Origin of the sequence: Pseudomonas sp. NFACC37-1 (assembly GCF_900101575.1) — a bacterium.
In the GTDB taxonomy this organism is placed as follows: domain Bacteria; phylum Pseudomonadota; class Gammaproteobacteria; order Pseudomonadales; family Pseudomonadaceae; genus Aquipseudomonas; species Aquipseudomonas fluorescens_AA.
In genome coordinates, this window is sequence record NZ_FMUZ01000005.1 from 119,364 (window position 1) to 140,599 (window position 21,236).

General features: G+C 62.4%; 22 protein-coding genes. 18 read left to right on the plus strand and 4 right to left on the minus strand.

The features are described 5' to 3' along the window. Positions 1-68 precede the first annotated feature (68 nt). From ccoN (BLP82_RS08395) to BLP82_RS08480, 18 genes are all read left to right on the plus strand, one after another. The gene (gene ccoN / locus BLP82_RS08395; protein WP_003199614.1) at positions 69-1,493 is read left to right on the plus strand and encodes a cytochrome-c oxidase, cbb3-type subunit I; all 1,425 of its coding nucleotides are present in this window, start codon (positions 69-71) and stop codon (positions 1,491-1,493) included. Between the two features lie 10 nt (positions 1,494-1,503). Then, complete coding sequence (ccoO, locus tag BLP82_RS08400) at positions 1,504-2,112, plus strand: cytochrome-c oxidase, cbb3-type subunit II (protein WP_053120686.1); 609 nt, start codon at positions 1,504-1,506, stop codon at positions 2,110-2,112. Between the two features lie 5 nt (positions 2,113-2,117). Further along, positions 2,118-2,318, plus strand: coding sequence for a cbb3-type cytochrome oxidase subunit 3 (locus BLP82_RS08405; protein WP_060743060.1), 201 nt, complete (start codon positions 2,118-2,120; stop codon positions 2,316-2,318). Then, positions 2,315-3,271: a cytochrome-c oxidase, cbb3-type subunit III gene (gene ccoP, locus BLP82_RS08410; RefSeq protein ID WP_092166638.1), complete on the plus strand. Its 957-nt coding sequence runs from the start codon at positions 2,315-2,317 to the stop codon at positions 3,269-3,271. Before BLP82_RS08405 ends, ccoP (BLP82_RS08410) begins: the two co-directional genes overlap by 4 nt. 503 nt (positions 3,272-3,774) lie before the next feature. Further along, positions 3,775-5,217 (plus strand): cytochrome-c oxidase, cbb3-type subunit I, encoded by a 1,443-nt coding sequence (gene ccoN / locus BLP82_RS08415; RefSeq protein WP_030140905.1) that lies wholly within the window; start codon positions 3,775-3,777, stop codon positions 5,215-5,217. After that, complete coding sequence (gene ccoO / locus BLP82_RS08420) at positions 5,217-5,825, plus strand: cytochrome-c oxidase, cbb3-type subunit II (protein WP_053120680.1); 609 nt, start codon at positions 5,217-5,219, stop codon at positions 5,823-5,825. Before ccoN (BLP82_RS08415) ends, ccoO (BLP82_RS08420) begins: the two co-directional genes overlap by 1 nt. A gap of 5 nt (positions 5,826-5,830) precedes the next feature. Continuing rightward, positions 5,831-6,016, plus strand: coding sequence for a CcoQ/FixQ family Cbb3-type cytochrome c oxidase assembly chaperone (locus BLP82_RS08425; protein WP_003183474.1), 186 nt, complete (start codon positions 5,831-5,833; stop codon positions 6,014-6,016). After that, positions 6,013-6,996 (plus strand): cytochrome-c oxidase, cbb3-type subunit III, encoded by a 984-nt coding sequence (gene ccoP / locus BLP82_RS08430; RefSeq protein WP_060738428.1) that lies wholly within the window; start codon positions 6,013-6,015, stop codon positions 6,994-6,996. Before BLP82_RS08425 ends, ccoP (BLP82_RS08430) begins: the two co-directional genes overlap by 4 nt. Positions 6,997-7,145: 149 nt before the next feature. Further along, the gene (locus BLP82_RS08435) at positions 7,146-7,400 is read left to right on the plus strand and encodes a type II toxin-antitoxin system Phd/YefM family antitoxin (protein ID WP_092166640.1); all 255 of its coding nucleotides are present in this window, start codon (positions 7,146-7,148) and stop codon (positions 7,398-7,400) included. Next, positions 7,400-7,822 (plus strand): type II toxin-antitoxin system VapC family toxin, encoded by a 423-nt coding sequence (locus tag BLP82_RS08440; protein WP_092166642.1) that lies wholly within the window; start codon positions 7,400-7,402, stop codon positions 7,820-7,822. Before BLP82_RS08435 ends, BLP82_RS08440 begins: the two co-directional genes overlap by 1 nt. Before the next feature lie 205 nt (positions 7,823-8,027). Continuing rightward, complete coding sequence (ccoG, locus tag BLP82_RS08445; protein WP_092166644.1) at positions 8,028-9,443, plus strand: cytochrome c oxidase accessory protein CcoG; 1,416 nt, start codon at positions 8,028-8,030, stop codon at positions 9,441-9,443. 11 nt (positions 9,444-9,454) lie between these two features. Continuing rightward, positions 9,455-9,994: a FixH family protein gene (locus tag BLP82_RS08450; RefSeq protein WP_014339383.1), complete on the plus strand. Its 540-nt coding sequence runs from the start codon at positions 9,455-9,457 to the stop codon at positions 9,992-9,994. A gap of 156 nt (positions 9,995-10,150) precedes the next feature. Further along, a complete protein-coding gene (locus BLP82_RS08455; protein ID WP_092166647.1) occupies positions 10,151-12,601 on the plus strand; it encodes a heavy metal translocating P-type ATPase in 2,451 nt (816 codons plus the stop codon). 24 nt (positions 12,602-12,625) lie between these two features. Further along, positions 12,626-12,844: a cbb3-type cytochrome oxidase assembly protein CcoS gene (gene ccoS / locus BLP82_RS08460; RefSeq protein WP_092166649.1), complete on the plus strand. Its 219-nt coding sequence runs from the start codon at positions 12,626-12,628 to the stop codon at positions 12,842-12,844. Then, positions 12,837-13,520, plus strand: coding sequence for a sulfite exporter TauE/SafE family protein (locus tag BLP82_RS08465; protein WP_092166651.1), 684 nt, complete (start codon positions 12,837-12,839; stop codon positions 13,518-13,520). Before ccoS ends, BLP82_RS08465 begins: the two co-directional genes overlap by 8 nt. Positions 13,521-13,741: 221 nt before the next feature. Continuing rightward, positions 13,742-15,124 carry an oxygen-independent coproporphyrinogen III oxidase gene (hemN, locus tag BLP82_RS08470; RefSeq protein ID WP_092166653.1) on the plus strand — a complete coding sequence of 461 codons (1,383 nt, stop codon included), beginning with the start codon at positions 13,742-13,744 and terminating at the stop codon, positions 15,122-15,124. 94 nt (positions 15,125-15,218) lie between these two features. Then, positions 15,219-15,953: a fumarate/nitrate reduction transcriptional regulator Fnr gene (gene fnr, locus BLP82_RS08475; protein WP_092166655.1), complete on the plus strand. Its 735-nt coding sequence runs from the start codon at positions 15,219-15,221 to the stop codon at positions 15,951-15,953. Between the two features lie 76 nt (positions 15,954-16,029). Beyond that, positions 16,030-16,578 (plus strand): adenine phosphoribosyltransferase, encoded by a 549-nt coding sequence (locus tag BLP82_RS08480; RefSeq protein WP_003183509.1) that lies wholly within the window; start codon positions 16,030-16,032, stop codon positions 16,576-16,578. A gap of 125 nt (positions 16,579-16,703) precedes the next feature. Here BLP82_RS08480 and recR read toward each other — a convergent pair whose 3' ends face one another. From recR to dnaX, 4 genes are all read right to left on the minus strand, one after another. Beyond that, on the minus strand, positions 16,704-17,306 hold the full coding sequence (recR, locus tag BLP82_RS08485) for a recombination mediator RecR (protein ID WP_092166861.1): 603 nt from the start codon (positions 17,304-17,306) through the stop codon (positions 16,704-16,706). 66 nt (positions 17,307-17,372) lie between these two features. Then, positions 17,373-18,407: an NADP-dependent oxidoreductase gene (locus BLP82_RS08490; RefSeq protein WP_092166657.1), complete on the minus strand. Its 1,035-nt coding sequence runs from the start codon at positions 18,405-18,407 to the stop codon at positions 17,373-17,375. Between the two features lie 218 nt (positions 18,408-18,625). After that, on the minus strand, positions 18,626-18,964 hold the full coding sequence (locus BLP82_RS08495; protein WP_003183512.1) for a YbaB/EbfC family nucleoid-associated protein: 339 nt from the start codon (positions 18,962-18,964) through the stop codon (positions 18,626-18,628). A 64-nt stretch (positions 18,965-19,028) separates the two neighbouring features. After that, positions 19,029-21,104 (minus strand): DNA polymerase III subunit gamma/tau, encoded by a 2,076-nt coding sequence (gene dnaX / locus BLP82_RS08500; RefSeq protein ID WP_092166665.1) that lies wholly within the window; start codon positions 21,102-21,104, stop codon positions 19,029-19,031. Positions 21,105-21,236 lie beyond the last annotated feature (132 nt).

Genomic DNA, 21,236 nt, shown 5'->3' on the forward strand with positions numbered 1-21,236 from the left:
CTCCAGGCGAAGAACGCCGCACTGCCTTGCGCAGGCGCTCACTTCGGCTGAACCGTGGATGGGGAACCATGAACACTTCTATCAGTACCGCCTACAACTACAAGGTGGTCCGCCAATTCGCCATTATGACGGTGGTGTGGGGCATCGTCGGCATGGGGCTCGGGGTTTTTCTCGCCGCCCAATTGGTCTGGCCACAGCTCAACTTCGATTTGCCCTGGACCAGCTTCGGCCGCCTGCGCCCGTTGCATACCAACGCGGTGATCTTCGCCTTTGGCGGCTGCGCATTATTTGCCAGTTCGTTCTATTCGGTGCAACGCACCTGCCAGACACAGCTGTTCGCGCCGAAAATCGCCGCGTTCTGCTTCTGGGGCTGGCAATTGGTGATCCTGCTGGCGGCCATCAGCCTGCCCCTGGGCTACACCAGCTCCAAGGAATACGCCGAGCTGGAATGGCCGATCGACATCCTGATCACCATCGTCTGGGTCGCCTACGCCATCGTGTTCTTCGGCACCGTGGCCAAGCGCAATACCAAGCACATCTACGTCGGCAACTGGTTCTTCGGCGGATTCATCCTGACCGTGGCGATCCTGCACATCGTCAACAACCTGGAACTGCCGGTGAGCTTCACCAAATCCTACTCGGTGTACGCCGGGGCCACGGATGCGATGGTGCAGTGGTGGTACGGCCACAACGCCGTGGGCTTTTTCCTCACCGCAGGCTTCCTGGGGATGATGTACTACTTCGTGCCCAAGCAGGCCGAGCGCCCGGTTTATTCCTATCGCTTGTCCATCGTCCACTTCTGGGCGTTGATCACCCTGTATATCTGGGCCGGCCCGCACCACCTGCACTACACCGCGCTGCCGGACTGGGCGCAGTCCCTGGGCATGGTGATGTCGCTGATCCTGCTGGCACCCAGCTGGGGCGGCATGATCAACGGCATGATGACCCTGTCGGGTGCCTGGCATAAGTTGCGCAGCGACCCGATCCTGCGCTTCTTGGTGGTGTCCCTGGCGTTCTACGGCATGTCGACCTTCGAAGGTCCGATGATGGCGATCAAGACGGTCAACGCCCTCTCCCACTACACCGACTGGACCATCGGCCACGTACACGCCGGTGCACTCGGCTGGGTAGCGATGATTTCCATCGGCGCGCTGTACCACATGATCCCGAAAGTCTTCGGTCGGCCACAGATGCACAGCATCGGCCTGATCAACGCGCACTTCTGGCTCGCGACCATCGGCACCGTGTTGTACATCGCCTCGATGTGGGTCAACGGCATCGCCCAGGGCCTGATGTGGCGCGCGGTGAACGAGGACGGCACGCTCACCTACTCCTTCGTCGAAACCCTGGTGGCCAGCCACCCAGGCTTCGTCGTGCGGCTGGCGGGCGGGTCGATCTTCCTTCTCGGCATGCTGCTGATGGCCTACAACACCTGGCGCACCGTGCGGGCCTACCAGCCTGCCGAAGCCGCCGCTGCCGCGCAGATGGCCTGAGGAGTCCACCATGAAACACGAAACAATCGAAAAAAACGTCGGCCTGCTGATGCTGCTGATGGTCCTGGCCGTGAGCATTGGCGGCCTGACCCAGATCGTGCCGCTGTTCTTCCAGGACGTGACCAACAAGCCGGTGGACGGCATGAAGCCCTACACCGCCCTGCAACTGGAAGGCCGCGACATCTATATCCGCGAAGGCTGCGTGGGCTGCCACTCGCAGATGATCCGTCCGTTCCGCGCCGAGACCGAGCGCTACGGCCACTACTCCGTCGCTGGCGAAAGCGTCTGGGACCACCCGTTCCTGTGGGGCTCCAAGCGTACCGGGCCGGACCTGGCACGGGTCGGCGCGCGCTACTCCGATGACTGGCACCGCGCCCACCTGTACAACCCGCGCAACGTCGTGCCCGAGTCAAAAATGCCGGCCTACCCATGGCTGGTAGCCCAGGCGGTGGACAGCAGCCACACCGAAGGCAAGCTGCGCGCCATGCGCACCCTCGGCGTGCCGTACACCGACGACGACATCGCCGGCAGCGTGGCCTCGCTCAAGGGCAAGACCGAAATGGACGCGCTGGTGGCCTACCTGCAAGTGCTCGGCACTGCCATCAAGAGCAAGAGGTGAGCCTGATGTTCTTTGAAATGAGCACTGGAATGATCCGTGGCCTGGGCACCGTCGTGGTGTTCATCGCCTTCATCGGCCTGACCCTGTGGGTATTCAGCAGCAAGCGCGGCCCGGAATTCGCCCAGGCGCGCCTGCTGCCGTTCGCCGACGAACCGCCCGCCGACATCACCCCCCAAGACCCTGCGACAAGGAGTACCCGGCCATGACCACCTTCTGGAGTACGTGGATCTGCGTACTGACCATCGGCAGCCTGATCGGCCTGACCTGGCTGCTGATCGGCACCCGCAAGGGCGAGACCAAGGGCAGCGTCGACCAGACCATGGGCCACAGCTTCGACGGCATCGAGGAGTACGACAACCCGCTGCCACAGTGGTGGTTCCTGTTGTTCGCCGGCACCCTGGTGTTTTCCGTCGGCTATCTGGTCCTGTATCCGGGCCTGGGCAACTGGAAAGGTATCCTGCCCGGCTACGAGAACGGCTGGACCGGCGCCCATGAATGGGAAAAGGAAATGGCCAAGGCCGATGCCAAATTCGGACCGATCTTCGCCAAATTCGCCGCCATGCCCGTGGAAGAAGTGGCCAAGGACCCGCAGGCACTGAAAATGGGCGGTCGCCTGTTCGCCTCCAACTGCTCGGTCTGCCATGGCTCGGACGCCAAGGGTGCCTTTGGCTTCCCGAACCTGGCCGACAGCAACTGGCGTTGGGGCGGTGCTGCCGACACCATCAAGGCGACCATCATGGGCGGCCGCATGGCGGCGATGCCGGCCTGGGGCGAAGTGCTGGGGGACGCGGGGGTCAAGAACGTGGCCGCCTATGTACGCCACGACCTGGCCGGCCTGCCGTTGCCGGCAGACAGCGGTGCCGATCTGCAAGCCGGCCAGCAGGCCTTCAACACCACCTGCGTGGCCTGCCACGGCGCCAACGGCCAGGGGACCGAAGCCATGGGCGCGCCGAACCTGACGCAACCGGCCGGCTTCATCTATGGCACCAGCCTGGCCCAGTTGCAGCAGACCATTCGCCATGGTCGCCAGGGCCACATGCCAGCGCAGAATGAGTTGCTGGGCAATGACAAGGTGCAACTGCTCGCGGCTTACGTTTACAGTCTTTCAAAGACTGATGAGCAGTTGAGCGGCAAGCCGCAAGCTGCAAGCCTCAAGTAAAAGCAAAAGCAAAAGCAAAAGCAAAAGCTGCAAGCGACGCGCACTCGCTTGCAGCTTGAAGCTCGCAGCTCGCAGCTGCTTCTTTTTGTCGCACCCCTCCCATCGTCTTCCTTTCGGTTCCCCGGAATCAGGTCTAAGCTTGCCTCTGCGTGCGCTGGCGACTGCCGGTTTCAGGTCGACCCGACCCGATGCGTTCGACAATCGTTCGATAAAAAGGCCGCAAAGGCAGGTGAATACCGGCTGTTGCGATAATTGCCTGGCATCACCCGAACACCGTGTTCGAACACACCCCGTTACAACCGACCTGACCCCCTCGCCTCTTTCCTTCGTTGCGACATTTTGCCGAGGGCCAATTTTGTCCCTACTCAGCACATGGAAAGGCCGCAGAATCTGCTTTGGAAAGCATTGACCCAGGTCATGGCGCGTTGCAATGACCCCCCGCTTTCTCCATACTTGCGACCGATTTTTATCCTAATAAAACACCCAAACCGTGGAACCTTAGAATGAGCACAGCAATCAGTCCGACTGCTTATAACTATAAGGTAGTCCGCCAGTTCGCCATCATGACGGTGGTCTGGGGGATCCTTGGCATGGGGCTCGGTGTCTTCATCGCCTCGCAACTGGTCTGGCCGGAGTTGAACTTCGATCTGCCATGGACGACATTTGGACGCCTGCGCCCGCTGCACACCAACCTGGTGATCTTCGCCTTCGGTGGTTGTGCATTGTTTGCCACTTCTTACTACGTCGTGCAGCGAACCTGCCAAACGCGACTGATCTCCGACAGCCTCGCCGCCTTCACCTTCTGGGGCTGGCAAGCGGTCATCGTCGGTGCGATCGTGACCTTGCCAATGGGTTTCACCACCACCAAGGAATACGCGGAACTGGAATGGCCCCTGGCTATCCTGCTGGCCATCGTCTGGGTGACCTACGGTTTGGTGTTCTTTGGCACCATCGTCAAGCGCAAGACCAAGCACATCTACGTCGGTAACTGGTTCTACGGTGCCTTCATCGTCGTGACCGCCATGCTGCACATCGTCAACCACGCCTCCCTGCCGGTCAGCTTCTTCAAGTCGTACTCGGCCTATTCGGGCGCGACCGACGCGATGATCCAGTGGTGGTACGGCCACAACGCCGTGGGCTTCTTCCTGACCACCGGCTTTTTGGGGATGATGTACTACTTCGTGCCGAAACAGGCCGAGCGTCCGATCTATTCCTATCGCCTGTCCATCGTCCACTTCTGGGCGTTGATCACCCTGTACATCTGGGCCGGTCCGCACCACCTGCACTACACCGCACTGCCGGATTGGGCGCAGTCCCTGGGCATGGCGATGTCGATCATCCTGCTGGCGCCAAGCTGGGGCGGCATGATCAACGGCATGATGACCCTCTCGGGTGCCTGGCATAAGCTGCGCACCGACCCGATCCTGCGCTTTCTGGTGGTGTCGCTGGCGTTCTACGGCATGTCGACCTTCGAAGGCCCGATGATGGCCATCAAGACCGTCAACTCCCTGAGCCACTACACCGACTGGACCATCGGCCACGTACACGCCGGCGCACTCGGCTGGGTGGCAATGATTTCCATCGGCGCCATCTACCACATGATCCCGAAACTGTTCGGTCGTGCGCAGATGCACAGCACCGGCCTGATCAACGCGCACTTCTGGCTCGCGACCATCGGCACCGTGCTCTACATCGCCTCGATGTGGGTCAACGGCATCACCCAAGGCCTGATGTGGCGTGCGATCAACGACGACGGCACCCTGACCTACTCGTTCGTCGAAGCGCTGCAAGCCAGCCATCCTGGTTTCATCGTACGTGCCCTGGGCGGCGCGTTCTTCGCCAGCGGCATGCTGTTGATGGCCTACAACGTGTACCGCACCGTTCGTGCCTCTGACCCGGCTGAAGCTGAAGCCGCCGCCAAGATCGCCGTAGTTGGAGCTCACTGATGAAGCACGAAGCAGTAGAGAAGAATATCGGCCTGCTGGCCTTCTTCATGGTCATCGCCGTGAGCATCGGCGGTCTGACCCAGATCGTTCCGCTGTTCTTCCAGGACGTGACCAACAAGCCGGTCGAAGGCATGAAGCCGCGTACTGCCCTTGAACTGGAAGGCCGCGACATCTACATCGCCAACGGCTGTGTGGGCTGCCACTCGCAGATGATCCGTCCGTTCCGTGCCGAGACCGAACGCTACGGCCACTATTCGGTTGCCGGTGAAAGCGTCTGGGACCACCCGTTCCTGTGGGGTTCCAAGCGGACCGGCCCGGATCTGGCCCGCGTTGGCGGCCGTTACTCCGACGACTGGCAGCGTGCGCACTTGTACAACCCGCGCAACGTTGTGCCTGAGTCGAAAATGCCGGCCTACCCGTTCCTCGTAGAAAACAAGCTCGACGGCAAAGACACCGCCAAGAAAATGGAAGTCCTGCGGGCCTTGGGCGTGCCTTACACCGACGAAGACATCGCCGGTGCCAAGGATGCCGTCAAGGGCAAGACTGAAATGGACGCGCTGGTGGCCTATCTGCAAGGCCTGGGCACCATCATCAAAAGCAAACGGTGATCTGGATGGATATCGGGATGATTCGTGGCCTGGGCACCGTCGTCGTGATGGTGGCCTTTATCGGCCTGGCCTTGTGGGTGTTCAGCCCCAAGCGCAAGTCGGAGTTTGACGACGCGACCTTGCTGCCGTTCGCGGATGATCCCGAGGCCATCAAGCACGTCGAGCAAGCTTCTAGGAGTAACAAAGAATGACTACGTTCTGGAGTCTGTACGTCACAGTCCTCAGTCTGGGTACGATCTTCGCCCTGACCTGGCTGCTGCTGTCGACCCGCAAGGGCCAGCGCAGCGAAGCCACCGAAGAGACGGTTGGCCACTCCTTCGACGGGATCGAGGAGTACGACAACCCGCTGCCGAAATGGTGGTTCATGTTGTTCGTGGGCACCATCGTGTTCGCCCTCGGTTACCTGGTGCTCTACCCTGGCCTGGGCAACTGGAAAGGCCTGCTGCCAGGCTATAACTACCTGGACAACGAAAAGCAGACCGCCTTCGCCAACGGCCAGACCGGCTGGACAGGCGTTCACGAGTGGGAAAAGGAAATGGCTCGCTCGGACGCCAAGTTCGGTCCGATCTTCGCCAAGTTCGCTTCCATGCCGATCGAAGAAGTCGCCAAGGACCCGCAAGCCCTGAAGATGGGTGGCCGCCTGTTCGCCTCCAACTGCTCGGTCTGCCACGGTTCCGACGCCAAGGGTGCCTATGGTTTCCCCAACCTGACCGACGCCGACTGGCGCTGGGGCGGCGAGCCGGAAACCATCAAGACGACCATCATGGGCGGACGTCACGCCGTGATGCCGGGCTGGGCTGCCGTGGTCGGCGAACAAGGCGTGGCCGACGTGGCTTCCTACCTGGTGACCAGCCTGCACGGTCGCAAGCTGCCGGAAGGCGCCAAGGCCGACCCGGCCAACGGCCAGAAACTGTTCGCGGCCAACTGCGTGGCCTGCCACGGTCCTGCCGGCAAGGGCACGCCCGCCATGGGCGCACCTGACCTGACGCATCCGGCCGGTTTCATCTACGGTTCGAGCTTCGCCCAACTGCAGCAGACCATCCGCTACGGTCGCCAGGGCCAGATGCCGGCCCAGGCCGACCTGCAAGGCAACGACAAGGTCCACTTGCTGGCCGCCTATGTCTACAGCCTGTCTCACGGCGAGAAAGCACCTGCGGCTGACGCCCAGTAAAGCCAACGCCTGATGTGCCAAAGGCCCCGTCAACCAACGTTGACGGGGCCTTTTTGTTTGCCGCTGCGACAGGACGAAATGGTTTTATCTTGCCCGCAAACAGCCGTGGTAGTAACGTGCCTACATTCAGTTCTATCGAGGACGCCGCCATGTCCATCACCACTATTTCCAGCCGCGAATTCAACCACGACACAAGTGGTGCCAAAAAAGCCAGCCGCCAGGGGCCGGTCATCATTACCGACCGTGGCAAGCCGGCCCATGTGCTGCTAAGCATTGAGGAGTACCAGAAACTGACCGGCATCGGCACCAGCATTGTCGAGTTGCTCGTCATGCCCGACACGCCGGATATTGATTTCGATACCGAACGTGCCGTCATCTCTCCTCGACCGGTGGACCTGTCCTGATGTACCTGCTGGACACTAACGTCATCTCGGAACTGCGCAAGCCTCAAGCCGATAAGAACGTACAGGCCTGGGCGCGTGGCGTGCCCGCCCCCAGCCTTTACCTCTCGGCGATTACCGTATTGGAATTGGAAACCGGCGTGTTGCGCTTCGAACGCAAGGACCCGGAGCAAGGCAGTCGCCTGCGCGCATGGCTGGACAACCATGTCATGCCCGCATTCGCCGGAAGAATCCTGGCGGTCGACCGCGCCGTCGCGCTGCGCTGCGCTCGCCTGCACGTTCCGGATCGCAGCAATGAATGCGATGCACTGATTGCCGCCACTGCGCTGGTTCACGGACTGACCGTGGTCACCCGCAACGTGAATGATTTCCAGAGCAGCGGCGTGGTGGTGCTCAACCCCTGGTCATCCAATCCACCCGCTTGAGACGGCAGCTCCTACAATAGTCAATTGATCTGGGTCATGACTTGTTACATCCGCTACACCATTCTATGCAGGCGCCCAACGCGACCAAAGGTCGCACCCTTGAGCCAGAGCGACAGGCGTATCATTGCGCCACTGCAACACCCTTTCTGACCGAGGTCGGCACGCACTGGCCCCGGCACTTTTCCACTGCCGTGGGATGCAATTGATGAGCAACCAGATTCCGGTACATGATGTTACCCCGCCTGCCAAGGACGCGAACAAAAGCGTCGACCTGTACGCCTCTCGGGAAAAAATCTACACCCGCGCCTTCACCGGCCTGTTCCGCAACCTGCGGATGCTGGGCGGAGCGTTCTTGTTCCTGCTGTATTTCGGTACGGTCTGGTTGAACTGGGGCGGCCATCAGGCCGTCTGGTGGAACCTGCCGGAACGCAAGTTCTTCATTTTCGGTGCGACGTTCTGGCCCCAGGATTTCATCCTGCTGTCGGGGATGCTGATCATTGCGGCATTTGGCCTGTTCTTCATCACGGTCTATGCCGGACGGGTGTGGTGCGGCTACACCTGCCCACAAAGCGTGTGGACCTGGATCTTCATGTGGTGCGAAAAAGTCACCGAAGGCGATCGCAACCAGCGCATCAAGCTCGACAAGGCCCCCATGGGCGCCAACAAATTCCTGCGCAAGTTCGCCAAGCACAGCCTGTGGCTGCTGATCGGCTTCGTCACCGGCGTGACCTTTGTCGGTTACTTCACGCCGATCCGCGAACTGGTATTCGAGTTCTTTACCGGCCAGGCCGATGGCTGGTCGTATTTCTGGATCGGCTTCTTCACCCTCGCCACCTATGGCAACGCCGGCTGGCTGCGTGAGCAGGTGTGCATCTACATGTGCCCTTACGCACGCTTTCAAAGCGTGATGTTCGACAAGGACACCTTGATCGTGTCCTACGACCCGCGTCGTGGCGAAAGCCGTGGCCCGCGCAAGAAAGGTGTGGACTACAAGGCCCTGGGCCTTGGGGACTGCATCGACTGCACCATGTGCGTCCAGGTCTGCCCGACCGGCATCGACATCCGCGACGGCTTGCAGATCGAGTGCATTGGCTGCGCGGCCTGCATCGATGCCTGCGACAACATCATGGACAAGATGGACTATCCCCGCGGCCTGATCAGCTACACCACCGAACACAACCTCTCGGGGCAGAAAACCCATAAACTGCGCCCGCGCCTGATCGGCTATGCCCTGGTGCTGCTGGCCATGATCAGCCTGTTGGTGACGGCGTTCTTCATGCGCTCACTGGTGGGTTTCGATGTCAGCAAGGACCGCGTGCTGTATCGCGAAAACGCCGAGGGCCGGATCGAGAACGTCTACAGCCTGAAGATCATGAACAAGGACCAACGCGACCATACGTACGTCCTGGAAGCCGCAGGCCTGCCCGACCTCAAGCTGCAAGGCCGTCGGGAAATCAAGGTCGCGGCCGGCGAGATCTACAGCCAGCCGGTTGAACTGTCCAGCGCACCGGAGCAACTGCCATCGAGCACCAACGAGGTGACCTTCATCCTCAAGGACGCCGATGACGAAAGCGTACATGTCGAAGCCAAGAGCCGGTTCATCGGCCCACAAACTCGTTGAGAGAACTGAACATGCCTGCAGCAACCGCCACCAGCCCTTGGTACAAGCACCTCTGGCCGTGGATCATCATCGCCATCCTGACCTGCTCGGTAACCCTGAGCCTGACGATGGTGACCATTGCGGTGAAAAACCCGGACAACCTGGTCAACGACAACTATTACGAAGCCGGCAAGGGAATCAACCGCTCGCTGGAGCGCGAACTGCTGGCCCAGACCCTGCAACTGCATGCCAACGTGCAACTGGATGACGTGACCGGCGAAGTGAACCTGCGCCTGAACGGCAACAGCCGCCCCCAGACCCTGGAACTGAGCCTGATCTCGCCAACCCAGCCGGAGAAGGACCGCAAGATCGTCCTGACCCGCAACGACAGCGAACCGGGGCGCTACGTCGGCCAGTTGACGGACAAGATCGAAGGCCGGCGCTTTGTCGAATTGCTGGGGGTGGAGAACGACAAGACCTGGCGCCTGTTCGAAGAGGAACAGATCAACCACGACCAGGACATCCTGCTCGGCGATGAACCGCTGCAAGGTGCTGAAGACCTGAAGAAATAAGCCGCTTTCCTGTGGTTCTGATTGTTCCCATGCTCCGCGTGGGAACGCAGCCCGGGACGCTCCGCGTCCCCTCGCAAGCGTGACGCGGAGCGTCACAGGATGCGTTCCCACGCCGAGCATGGGAACGATCATTGGACAACGTTCTGTGAAAACGCAATGACCACTCCACAGCCCTGCTACCACTGCGCCCTGCCCGTCCCCCCTGGCAGTCGCTTCACCGCCGTTGTCCTCGGTGAAACCCGCGAGCTGTGCTGCCCGGGTTGCCAGGCGGTGGCCGAGGCCATTGTTGCCGGAGGCCTGGAGAGCTATTACCTGCATCGCAGTGAGGCGTCGGCCAATCCCGAGACCCTGCCCGTCCAGTTGACCGATGAACTGGCGCTGTACGATCGCCCTGACGTGCAGCAATCGTTCGTGCGCCATGAGGGCGAGCTGGCCGAAACCACCCTGTTGATGGAAGGCATCAGTTGCGCCGCCTGTGGCTGGTTGATCGAAAAACAGCTACGCAGCCTGCCAGCCGTGGCCGAGGCGCGGTTGAACCTGTCCAATCATCGCCTGCATGTGCGCTGGGCCGACGCCCAGTTGCCGCTGAGCACGCTGCTCGCCGAATTGCGCCAGATCGGCTACGTCGCCCACCCGTACCAGGCCGACCAGGCGTGCGAGCAACTCGCCGCACAAAACCGCCTGGCCTTGCGCCAATTGGGCGTGGCCGGTCTGTTGTGGTTCCAGGCGATGATGGCGACGATGGCCACCTGGCCGGAATTCAACATCGACCTGAGCCCGGAGATGCACACCATCCTGCGCTGGGTCGCCTTGTTTCTCACCACGCCCATCGTGTTCTACAGCTGCGCGCCGTTCTTCAAAGGTGCCATGCGCGACCTGCGCACCCGCCACCTGACCATGGACGTTTCGGTGTCCCTGGCCATCGGCAGCGCCTACATTGCCGGGATCTGGACGTCGATCACTGGCGTTGGCGAGTTGTACTTCGATGCCGTGGGCATGTTCGCCCTTTTCCTGCTGGCCGGCCGTTACCTGGAGCGCCGGGCCCGGGAGCGTACCGCTGCCGCCACCGCTCAACTGGTCAATCTGTTGCCGGCCTCGTGCCTGCGCCTGGAGGATAACGGCCAGAGTGAACGCATCCTGCTCAGCGAGTTGCGCACCGGCGACCGGGTATTGGTGCATCCAGGCGCGGTGCTGCCGGCCGATGGCAGGATCCTGGATGGACAGTCCAGCATCGACGAGTCGTTGCTGACCGGTGAATACCTGCCACAACCTAGGCAGGTGGGGGATGCGGTCACCGCGGGCACGCTGAACGTCGAAGGGGCCTTGACGGTCGAGGTGCTGGCCCTCGGGCAAGACACCCGATTGTCGGCCATCGTTCGCCTGCTGGAACGGGCCCAGGCCGAGAAACCACGATTGGCGGAGATCGCCGATCGCGCCGCCCAATGGTTCCTGCTGTTCTCCCTGGTCGCGGCGGCGGCCATCGGCCTGTTGTGGTGGCAACTGGATGCCTCACGGGCCTTCTGGATCGTCCTGGCGATGCTGGTCGCCACTTGCCCCTGCGCATTGTCCCTCGCCACGCCGACCGCCCTCACCGCCGCTACCGGCACCTTGCATAAACTTGGCCTGCTGCTGACGCGCGGCCATGTACTGGAAGGCCTGAACCAGATCGACACGGTGATTTTCGACAAGACCGGCACCCTCACCGAAGGCCGCCTGGCGTTGCGCGCCATTCGGCCACTGGCGGCCCTCGACAGCGATCACTGCCTGGGCTTGGCCGCGGCCCTGGAAAACCGCTCGGAACACCCCATCGCCCGCGCCTTTGGCCGCGCGCCAATGGCCGCCGAGCAGGTGCACAGCACCCCGGGGCTGGGGCTGGAAGGGCTCGTGGCCGAACAACGCCTGCGCATCGGCCAGCCCGGTTTTGTCTGCGAACTGAGTGGCGCGGCCATACCGCAGATGCCGGACGAAGCCGGGCAATGGCTGTTGCTGGGCGATGAGATCGGGCCGCTGGCCTGGTTCGTCCTCGATGACCGCTTGCGTGCCGACGCCCCGGCCCTGTTGGCGGCCTGCAAGGCGCGGGGCTGGCGAACGCTGCTGCTGTCGGGCGACAGTTCGCCGATGGTTGCCAGCGTCGCCGCCGAGCTGGGCATCGATGAGGCCCGGGGCGGCCTGCGCCCGGACGACAAGCTGGCGGTGTTGCAGCAATTGCACCAACAGGGCCGCAAGGTGCTGATGCTCGGCGATGGCGTGAACGACGTGCCCGTGCTGGCGGCAGCGGACATCAGTGTCGCCATGGGCTCGGCCACCGACCTGGCCAAGACCAGCGCCGACGCGGTGCTGCTGTCCAACCGCCTCGACGCCCTGATCCACGCCTTCAATCTGGCCCGGCGCACCCGCCGAGTGATCATTGAGAACCTGGTGTGGGCAGGGCTGTACAATGGCCTCATGTTGCCGTTCGCCGCCCTCGGCTGGATTACACCGGTATGGGCCGCGGTCGGCATGTCCATCAGTTCGTTGACCGTGGTGTTGAATGCCCTGAGGCTGACGCGTCAGCCCAAGGCGCAGGTGATCGACGCCACGCCCGATACCCGCCCGCTGCCGGCCTGAGCCGCGCGGGCATGGAGTCCTGACATGCCAGCTCTTTACGTAATGATCCCGGCCGCGCTGCTGATCGTGGCCATCGCCGTGTACATTTTCTTCTGGGCCGTGGACAGCGGACAGTACGACGACCTCGACGGTCCGGCCCACAGTATTCTGTTCGACGACCAGGATCCGAACCACAAGGCGGCGGTGGACGAAGCCAGCGGCCAGGCCCACGAGCCGGACGACAAGGCTCCGCCCCATGCTTGACCTGGCGCCACTGCTGGTCTCGGCGGTCATCCTCGGTCTGCTGGGCGGCGGCCATTGCCTGGGCATGTGCGGCGGCCTGATGGGCGCCCTGACCCTGGCGATTCCCAAGGAACAGCGCAGCCGCCGCTTTCGGTTGCTGCTGGCGTACAACCTGGGGCGAATCCTGAGCTATGCCGCCGCCGGGTTGCTGATCGGCCTGGCCGGCTGGGCCGTGTCCAACAGTCCAGCAGCGATGATCATGCGGGTACTGGCCGGTTTGCTGCTGATTGCCATGGGTCTGTATCTGGCGGGCTGGTGGAGCGGCCTGACCCGTATCGAAAGCGTGGGGCGTGGCTTGTGGCGGCACATCCAACCCGTCGCCAACCGCTTGCTGCCGGTGTCGAGCCTGCCCCGGGCCTTACTGCTCGGTGCCCTATGGGGCTGGCTGCCGTGCGGATTGGTCTACAGCACCCTGCTATGGTCCGCCAGCCAGGGCAATGCCCTGGACAGCGCCCTGCTGATGCTCGCCTTCGGCCTGGGCACCTGGCCGGTGCTGCTCGCCACCGGCCTGGCCGCCGAGCGCATCACCGCCCTGCTGCGCAAACGCAGCGTGCGCATGGCCGGTGGGCTGTTGGTGATTGTTTTCGGGATCTGGACACTGCCTGGGCCGCACCAGCATTGGCTCATGGGCCACTGAATGTGGGAGCCGAACTTGCTCGCGATGGCGGTGGTTCAGCTGACATCCGTGCTGGATGTGCCGCCGTTATCGCGAGCAAGCTCGGCTCCCACAGGTCATGTATCGTCTTCAAAAGCCTTGCACACCCTTTCTGCGCAGCGAGCTCGTTGACACAAATCAAGACCACCCCGCGCATCCCCCCCTAGACTCGCCCCATGCCAGCCTACCCGGGGAACACCCGCATGCTCGACGCCATCCGTTGGGACCCAGACCTGATCCGCCACTACGACCTGGCGGGACCACGCTACACCTCGTACCCGACTGCGGCGCAGTTCGGGGGCCAGGTGGGCACCTTCGACCTGCTCCATGCCCTGCGGGACAGCCGCAAGGCCCAGCGCCCATTGTCGGTGTATGTGCACGTGCCGTTCTGCGCGAACATCTGCTACTACTGCGCCTGCAACAAGGTCATCACCAAGGACCGTGGCCGTGCCCACGCCTATCTGCAACGCCTGGAACAGGAAATCCAGCTGATAGGCTGCCACCTGGACCCCGCCCAGCGTGTGGAACAGTTGCATTTTGGCGGCGGCACCCCGACGTTCCTCAGCCACGACGAACTGCGCCAACTGATGGCCACGCTGCGCAAGCACCTCAACCTGCTGGACGACGACTCCGGCGACTACGGCATCGAGATCGATCCCCGGGAGGCCGACTGGTCGACCATGGGGCTATTGCGTGAACTGGGGTTCAACCGAGTCAGCATCGGCCTGCAAGACCTTGACCCGGCAGTGCAGCGCGCCGTCAATCGCCCGCAAAGCCTGGAAGAAACCCGCGCTGTGGTCGAGGCTGCCCGAACCTTGCAATTCCGTTCGATCAATATTGACCTGATCTACGGCCTGCCCAAGCAGACCCCGGACAACTTCGCCCGCACCGTCGAGGAAGTCATCCACCTGCAACCGGACCGGCTCTCGGTGTTCAACTACGCCCACCTGCCGGAACGCTTCATGCCCCAGCGGCGCATCAACAGCCAGGATTTGCCGAACCCGGAGCAGAAACTGGCGATGCTGCAGGGCACCATCGAACAACTGACCGCCGCCGGCTATCGCTACGTCGGCATGGACCACTTCGCCCTGCCCGACGACGAGTTGGCCATCGCCCAGGAAGAGGCCACGCTGCAGCGCAACTTCCAGGGCTACACCACCCATGGCCATTGCGACCTGATCGGCCTCGGCGTGTCGGCCATCAGCCAGATCGGCGACCTGTACTGCCAGAACAGCAGCGACCTGAACCATTACCAGAACACCCTCGCCGACGGGCAACTGGCGACCAGTCGCGGCTGGGTATGCAACGCCGACGACCGGTTGCGGCGTGCGGTGATCCAGCAATTGATTTGTCATTTCAACCTGGCCTTCGCCGAGATCGAGCAAACCTTCAATATCGATTTTGGAGGATATTTTGCGCCGCTATGGCCGCAATTGCAGGCCATGGCCAAGGACGGCCTGATCGAACTCGACAACACGCACATCAAAGTCCTGCCCGCCGGGCGCCTGCTGGTGCGATCCGTGTGCATGGTCTTCGATGCCTATCTGGAGCAGCACAATCGGCAGCGCTTCTCCCGGGTAATCTGAGCGCGACAATTTGACGACGAAACCGCACTGGCCGGAGTGCCCACGCTGGGGTACCCTTACGGCCTATGTGTGTTTTCCCACAAGGATTGAAGAAATGTCCGAGCCAGTCAAACTGCGCGCCCACAACCAGGCCCACTGCAAGGATTGCAGCCTGGCCCCGCTGTGCCTGCCACTTTCATTGAATCTGGAGGACATGGATGCGCTGGACGAAATCGTCAAACGGGGCCGTCCGTTGAAAAAAGGTGAATTCCTGTTTCGCCAGGGCGACACCTTCGATTCCGTCTACGCGGTGCGCTCGGGCGCCTTGAAAACCTTTAACCTGAGCGATGGCGGCGAAGAGCAGCTCACCGGTTTCCATCTGCCCAGCGAACTGGTGGGCCTGTCCGGCATGGACACCGAGACCCATCCGGTCTCGGCCCAGGCGCTGGAAACCACTTCGGTGTGCGAAATCCCCTTCGACCGCCTGGACGAGCTGGCCCTACAGTTGCCGCAACTGCGTCGCCAGTTGATGCGGGTCATGAGCCGGGAAATCCGTGACGATCAGCAGATGATGCTGCTGCTCTCGAAAAAAACCGCCGACGAGCGCATCGCCACCTTCCTGGTCAACCTCTCGGCACGCTTCCGTGCCCGCGGGTTCTCGGCCAACCAGTTCCGCCTGAGCATGTCGCGCAACGAAATCGGCAATTACCTGGGCCTGGCGGTGGAAACCGTGTCCCGGGTGTTCACCCGTTTCCAGCAGAACGAATTGATTGCCGCCGAAGGCAAGGAAATTCACATCCTCGACCCGATCCAGCTCTGCGCCCTGGCCGGCGGCTCGATCGACGGCTGATGGACGAGCGCGGCTGAGGGATTTGCCCCGCCGCGCTATACTGCCGCGTTTGCAGCCCTGCCAGGACACCTCCACGATGGTCTTTGACTCCTTCGACATCAAATCCCTGATCCGTCCCGTGATCGATTTCCCCAAGCCCGGCGTGATCTTTCGCGACATAACCCCACTGTTCCAATCCCCGACCGCCCTGCGCCTGGTCATGGACAGTTTCGCCCACCGCTATGTCGAGGCCGAGTTCACTCACATTGGCGCGATGGATGCACGCGGTTTCCTGATCGGTTCGATCCTGGCCTATCAGTTGAACAAACCGCTGGTCTTGTTCCGCAAGCAAGGCAAACTGCCGGCCGACGTACTGGCCGAGGGATACCAGACCGAATACGGCGAAGCCTTCCTTGAAGTGCATGCCGACAGCCTGTGCGAGGGGGATTCGGTGGTGATGTTCGATGACCTGATCGCCACCGGTGGCACGCTGATCGCCGCCGCCAACCTGATCCGCCGCATGGGCGCCAAGGTCCACGAGGCCGCAGCGATCATTGACTTGCCGGAGCTGCTCGGCTCCCAGCGCCTGGAAGACATGGGGATCCCCACGTTCTGCCTGACGCAGTTCTCCCTCAGCGAAAAATAACGCTCACTACGAAACCTAATGTGGGAGCGGGCTTGCTCGCGAAGGCGGAGTATCAGTTAGCCCTTATGTTGGCTGACACCCCGCTTTCGCGAGCAAGCCCGCTCCCACAAGGAATTGGGTAGCGGTTACAACGCGATCGGCTTACGGCCCGCAAACGAATGCGCCAGCGTCCCGCCGTCCACCAACTCCAGCTCGCCGCCCAAAGGCACGCCGTGGGCGATGCGGGAGGCGACCAAGCCTTTGTTGTTCAGCATCTGGGCGATGTAATGGGCGGTGGCTTCGCCTTCGACCGTCGGGTTGGTGGCGAGGATGACTTCCGTGAACGTGCCCGCCTCTTCGATCCGCGCGATCAACTGTGGAATGCCGATGGCTTCCGGACCCAAGCCGTCGAGCGGGGACAAATGGCCCTTGAGCACGAAATAACGGCCACGAAAACCGGTCTGCTCCACCGCATACACATCCATCGGCCCCTCCACCACGCAGAGCAAGGTGTCGTCCCGGCGCGGGTCGGCACATTGCGGGCAGAGGTCGTCTTCGGTGAGGGTGCGGCATAAACGGCAATGCCCTACGCCTTCCATGGCTTGGCTCAGGGCCTGGGCCAGGCGCGAACCGCCGCTGCGATCACGCTCGAGCAATTGCAACGCCATGCGCTGGGCAGTTTTCTGACCCACACCCGGCAACGTTCGCAGGGCATCGATCAGTTGGCGAATCAAAGGGCTGAAGCTCATGGAGGAAATGTCCGACATAACAACGAGACGCGGTTTATACCCGCGCCTCCGGTTAGCGTCAAATACTCAATCCTGCGCGACCCGAACCACCAACTTGCCGAAGTTGCGCCCTTCCAACAGGCCGATAAACGCCTGTGGCGCATTTTCCAAGCCATCGACCACGTCCTCACGGAACTTGACCTTGCCGTCGCGCACCCAAGGGGCCATGGCACTGATGAACTCCGGCTGACGGTCACCGTAGTCGTCGAACACAATGAACCCCTGGATCCGCACGCGCTTGGTCAGCAAGGTGCGCTGCAGTTGGGGCAAGCGATCCGGGCCGCTCGGAGCCTGATGATCATTGTAGGAGGCGATCAAGCCACAGAGCGGGATCCTCGCCTTGGCGTTGAGCAACGGCACGACGGCATCGAAGACCTTGCCACCAACGTTTTCGTAATAGATATCGATGCCCGTGTCACAGGCCCTCGCCAGTTCCTCGGCAAAATTGGCGCTCTTGTGATCGACACAGGCATCAAAGCCCAGCTCATCGACCACGTACTTGCATTTCTCGCTGCCGCCCGCGACCCCGACGACACGCAGGCCCTTGATTTTCGCCACCTGGCCGACCACCGAGCCCACGGCACCCGAGGCGGCGGCAACCACCAGGGTTTCCCCGGCCTTGGGCTGGCCAATGTCCATCAGCCCCATGTAAGCGGTCATGCCTGGCATGCCCAGTACACCCAAGGCCATCGACGGGCTAGGCAGGCCGGAGGGGATGGGCATCACATTGCGCCCATCGCTGATGCTGTGGCTCTGCCAACCCGTGGCGCCCACCACCAGATCTCCCTCTTGGAATTTCGGGTGCATCGAACGCTCCACACGGCTGACAGCGCCGCCGGTCATCACCTCATCGATTTCCACCGGCGCGGCGTAGGAAGGTGCATCGCTCATGCGCCCACGCATGTAGGGGTCCAGGGACAGGAACAGCGTCTTGAGCAGGATCTGCCCCTGTGCCAGGTCCGGCAGGGTCACCTGCTCCAGGCGGAAATTCTCCGGGGTCGGGGCGCCATGGGGGCGAGAGGCCAGGACGATGCGCTGGCTGGTGGTCGATGCTTGTGACATGGAAGCGTCTCCTTGATCGTTGAGTGGCACGTATAGGGAGCAGACCCTTGCCGAGGGGGCAGCGTTCGATGTTTGTTCGGTTGGACCGCAGTGGCCGCTATCGCGAGCAAGCTCGCGATAGCGGCCACTGCGGTCCAACGCTGTATCTGGGCCAGAAATAAAAATGCCAGGCGCGATGCCTGGCATTGTGTGTAGCCCATCCCGACCGGGATGGCGAATCAGAACGGCAGTTTCATGCCCGGTGGCAGTTGCATGCCAGCGGTCATGCCGGACATCTTGTCCTGGCTGTTGGCTTCGATCTTGCGCACCGCGTCGTTGACGGCGGCAGCGAACAGGGCTTCGAGCATTTCCTTGTCATCTTCGCTCAGGCCTTCGACCACGCTTGGGTCGATGCTGACACGCTTGATGTCGTGACGACCGGTCATGACCACGGTCACCATGTCGCCACCGGATTTGCCGGTGACTTCGGCGTTGGCCAGTTCTTCCTGCATCTTGGCCATTTTTTCCTGCATCTGCTGCGCCTGCTTCATCAGGCCGGCCATGCCACCTTTCATCATGGGAATCACCTCGAAAGTACTTGGATAAACAACACGCCCGACCCGTTCGGCCCGGCGCCTTCAGTTATGAGCCCTGGGTGACCGGGGCCTCGACAGGTTCGATAGTATCGTGACGGACCACGGCGCCGAACTGTTGCATCATCTGCTGGATGAATGGATCACCGTGGATCGACTCCTCGGCTTCGCGCTGGCGGTCGGCACGGCGGCGAGACGCGGCCTGGGCCGGAGTCTCCTGCTCGGGCTTGATCAGCTCGATGGTCAGCGTCAGGGTGCGCTCGTGATACTGGTTCAGTGCATCGTTGAGGCGACGTTGCTGGGTCGCGTTGAACAGTGCGCTGTGGGCCGGGTCCAGGTGCAGCAGCCAGTGGTCGCCCTCCACGGCCATCAGCGTGCAGTTGGCGGCGATGCTGCCGGTCATGCCGCTGATCGGCAGTTTAGGAAACAGTTCCAGCCATTGCAGGGCCAGCCCGGTGGCCGGCATCGCCGCCGGTTCGGGTTCGGGCTCCGGGGCCGGCTCAGCGGCGTGCTCACTGGCCAGGTCGTCCAGGTAGCTGTACGCCGAGTCCATGTCCGGCTCGATGTAATCCTCATCCAGCGGCGGCTCGTCGTCCAGGTCGATGCCCGGCGTGGCGATATCGACGTCGGCCACCGTCGGCTCGGGCACGGGCGCTGCGACCCATTCCGGCGCATCGGGCACCACGCTATCGGGCGTCGGCAGGGGCATCGGCGGCAACTCGGGCTGCTCGGCGACGGTTTCCAAGACGGGCTCGACGACCGGCTGCTGGACCACTGGCGGCTCGACCGGGTCGTTCCAAGGCAGGTCGACGACTTCTTCGGCGACGGGCTCGGGCACCGCCTCGACGACCGGCTCGGGTTCCGGCTCGGGCGTCGCGACAACAGGCGCCGGCACCGGCTGGGCTACAGGTGCCACCGCTGCCGGAGCCGAAGCCACTGCCGGCGCAACGACGGGCGCGGCAGCCACTGGCTTGGCGGAATCAGCTGTGGCCTGGCTGATCCCCACTGGCTTTAGCGTTTGCCTCGGGGCATCCACCGTGTCGGCTGGCCGGAACGCCAGCATTCGCAGCAGGACCATTTCGAAGCCGCCTCGCGGATCCGGTGCCAGGGGCAGGTCACGGCGGCCGATCAGGCCCATCTGGTAATAGAACTGCACGTCCTCGGCCGGCAGTGCCTGGGCCAGGGCCAGTACGCGATCACGGTCGCCATGGCCGTTGTCGACGCCTTCGGGCAGGGCCTGGGCAATGGCGACACGGTGCAGCACGTTGAGGATTTCCGAAAGTACGCCATTCCAGTCCGGCCCCTGCTCGGCCAGGTGACGCACCGCCTCGAGCAGCGCCTTGGCATCGCCCTCGATCAGCGCATGCAAGACGTCATAGACCTGGCCGTGATCGAGGGTGCCGAGCATGGCTCGGACATCGGCGGCCATGACCTTGCCTTCACCGAAAGCGATGGCCTGGTCGGTCAGGCTCATGGCGTCGCGCATCGAACCATCGGCGGCACGGCCCAGCAGCCACAACGCATCGTCTTCGAATGGCACGTTCTCGACGCCCAATACGTGGGTCAGGTGCTCGACCACCCGCTCCGGCGTCATGTTCTTCAGGGAGAACTGCAGGCACCGCGACAGAATCGTTGCAGGAAGTTTCTGCGGGTCGGTGGTCGCCAGGATGAACTTGACGTAGGGCGGCGGTTCTTCGAGGGTCTTGAGCAGCGCATTGAAGGAATGGCTGGAGAGCATGTGCACTTCGTCGATCAGGTAGACCTTGAAGCGCCCACGGCTCGGGGCGTACTGCACGTTGTCGAGCAGTTCGCGGGTGTCTTCGACCTTGGTGCGGCTGGCGGCGTCGATCTCGATCAGGTCGACGAAGCGGCCCTCATCGATTTCCCGGCAGACCGAACACTCGCCACAAGGTGTCGAAGTGATACCGGTTTCACAGTTCAGGCATTTGGCAATGATCCGCGCGATGGTGGTCTTGCCCACGCCCCGAGTACCGGTGAACAGGTAGGCGTGGTGCAGCCGCTGGCTGTCCAAGGCATTGATCAGAGCCTTGAGCACATGGGTCTGGCCGACCATTTCGCGGAACGAGCGCGGACGCCATTTACGTGCAAGAACCTGATAACTCATCGAAAACCGTCGCAACGAAGGAACATAAGCGGCTAATGCTAGCGGAGCAGGGGCGAAATTGCATCCGGTGTGCTCGTCTAATGTGACTAAGCTAGGCCAGGGGGCTCGTTGTCGACACGGTTTTACACAGCC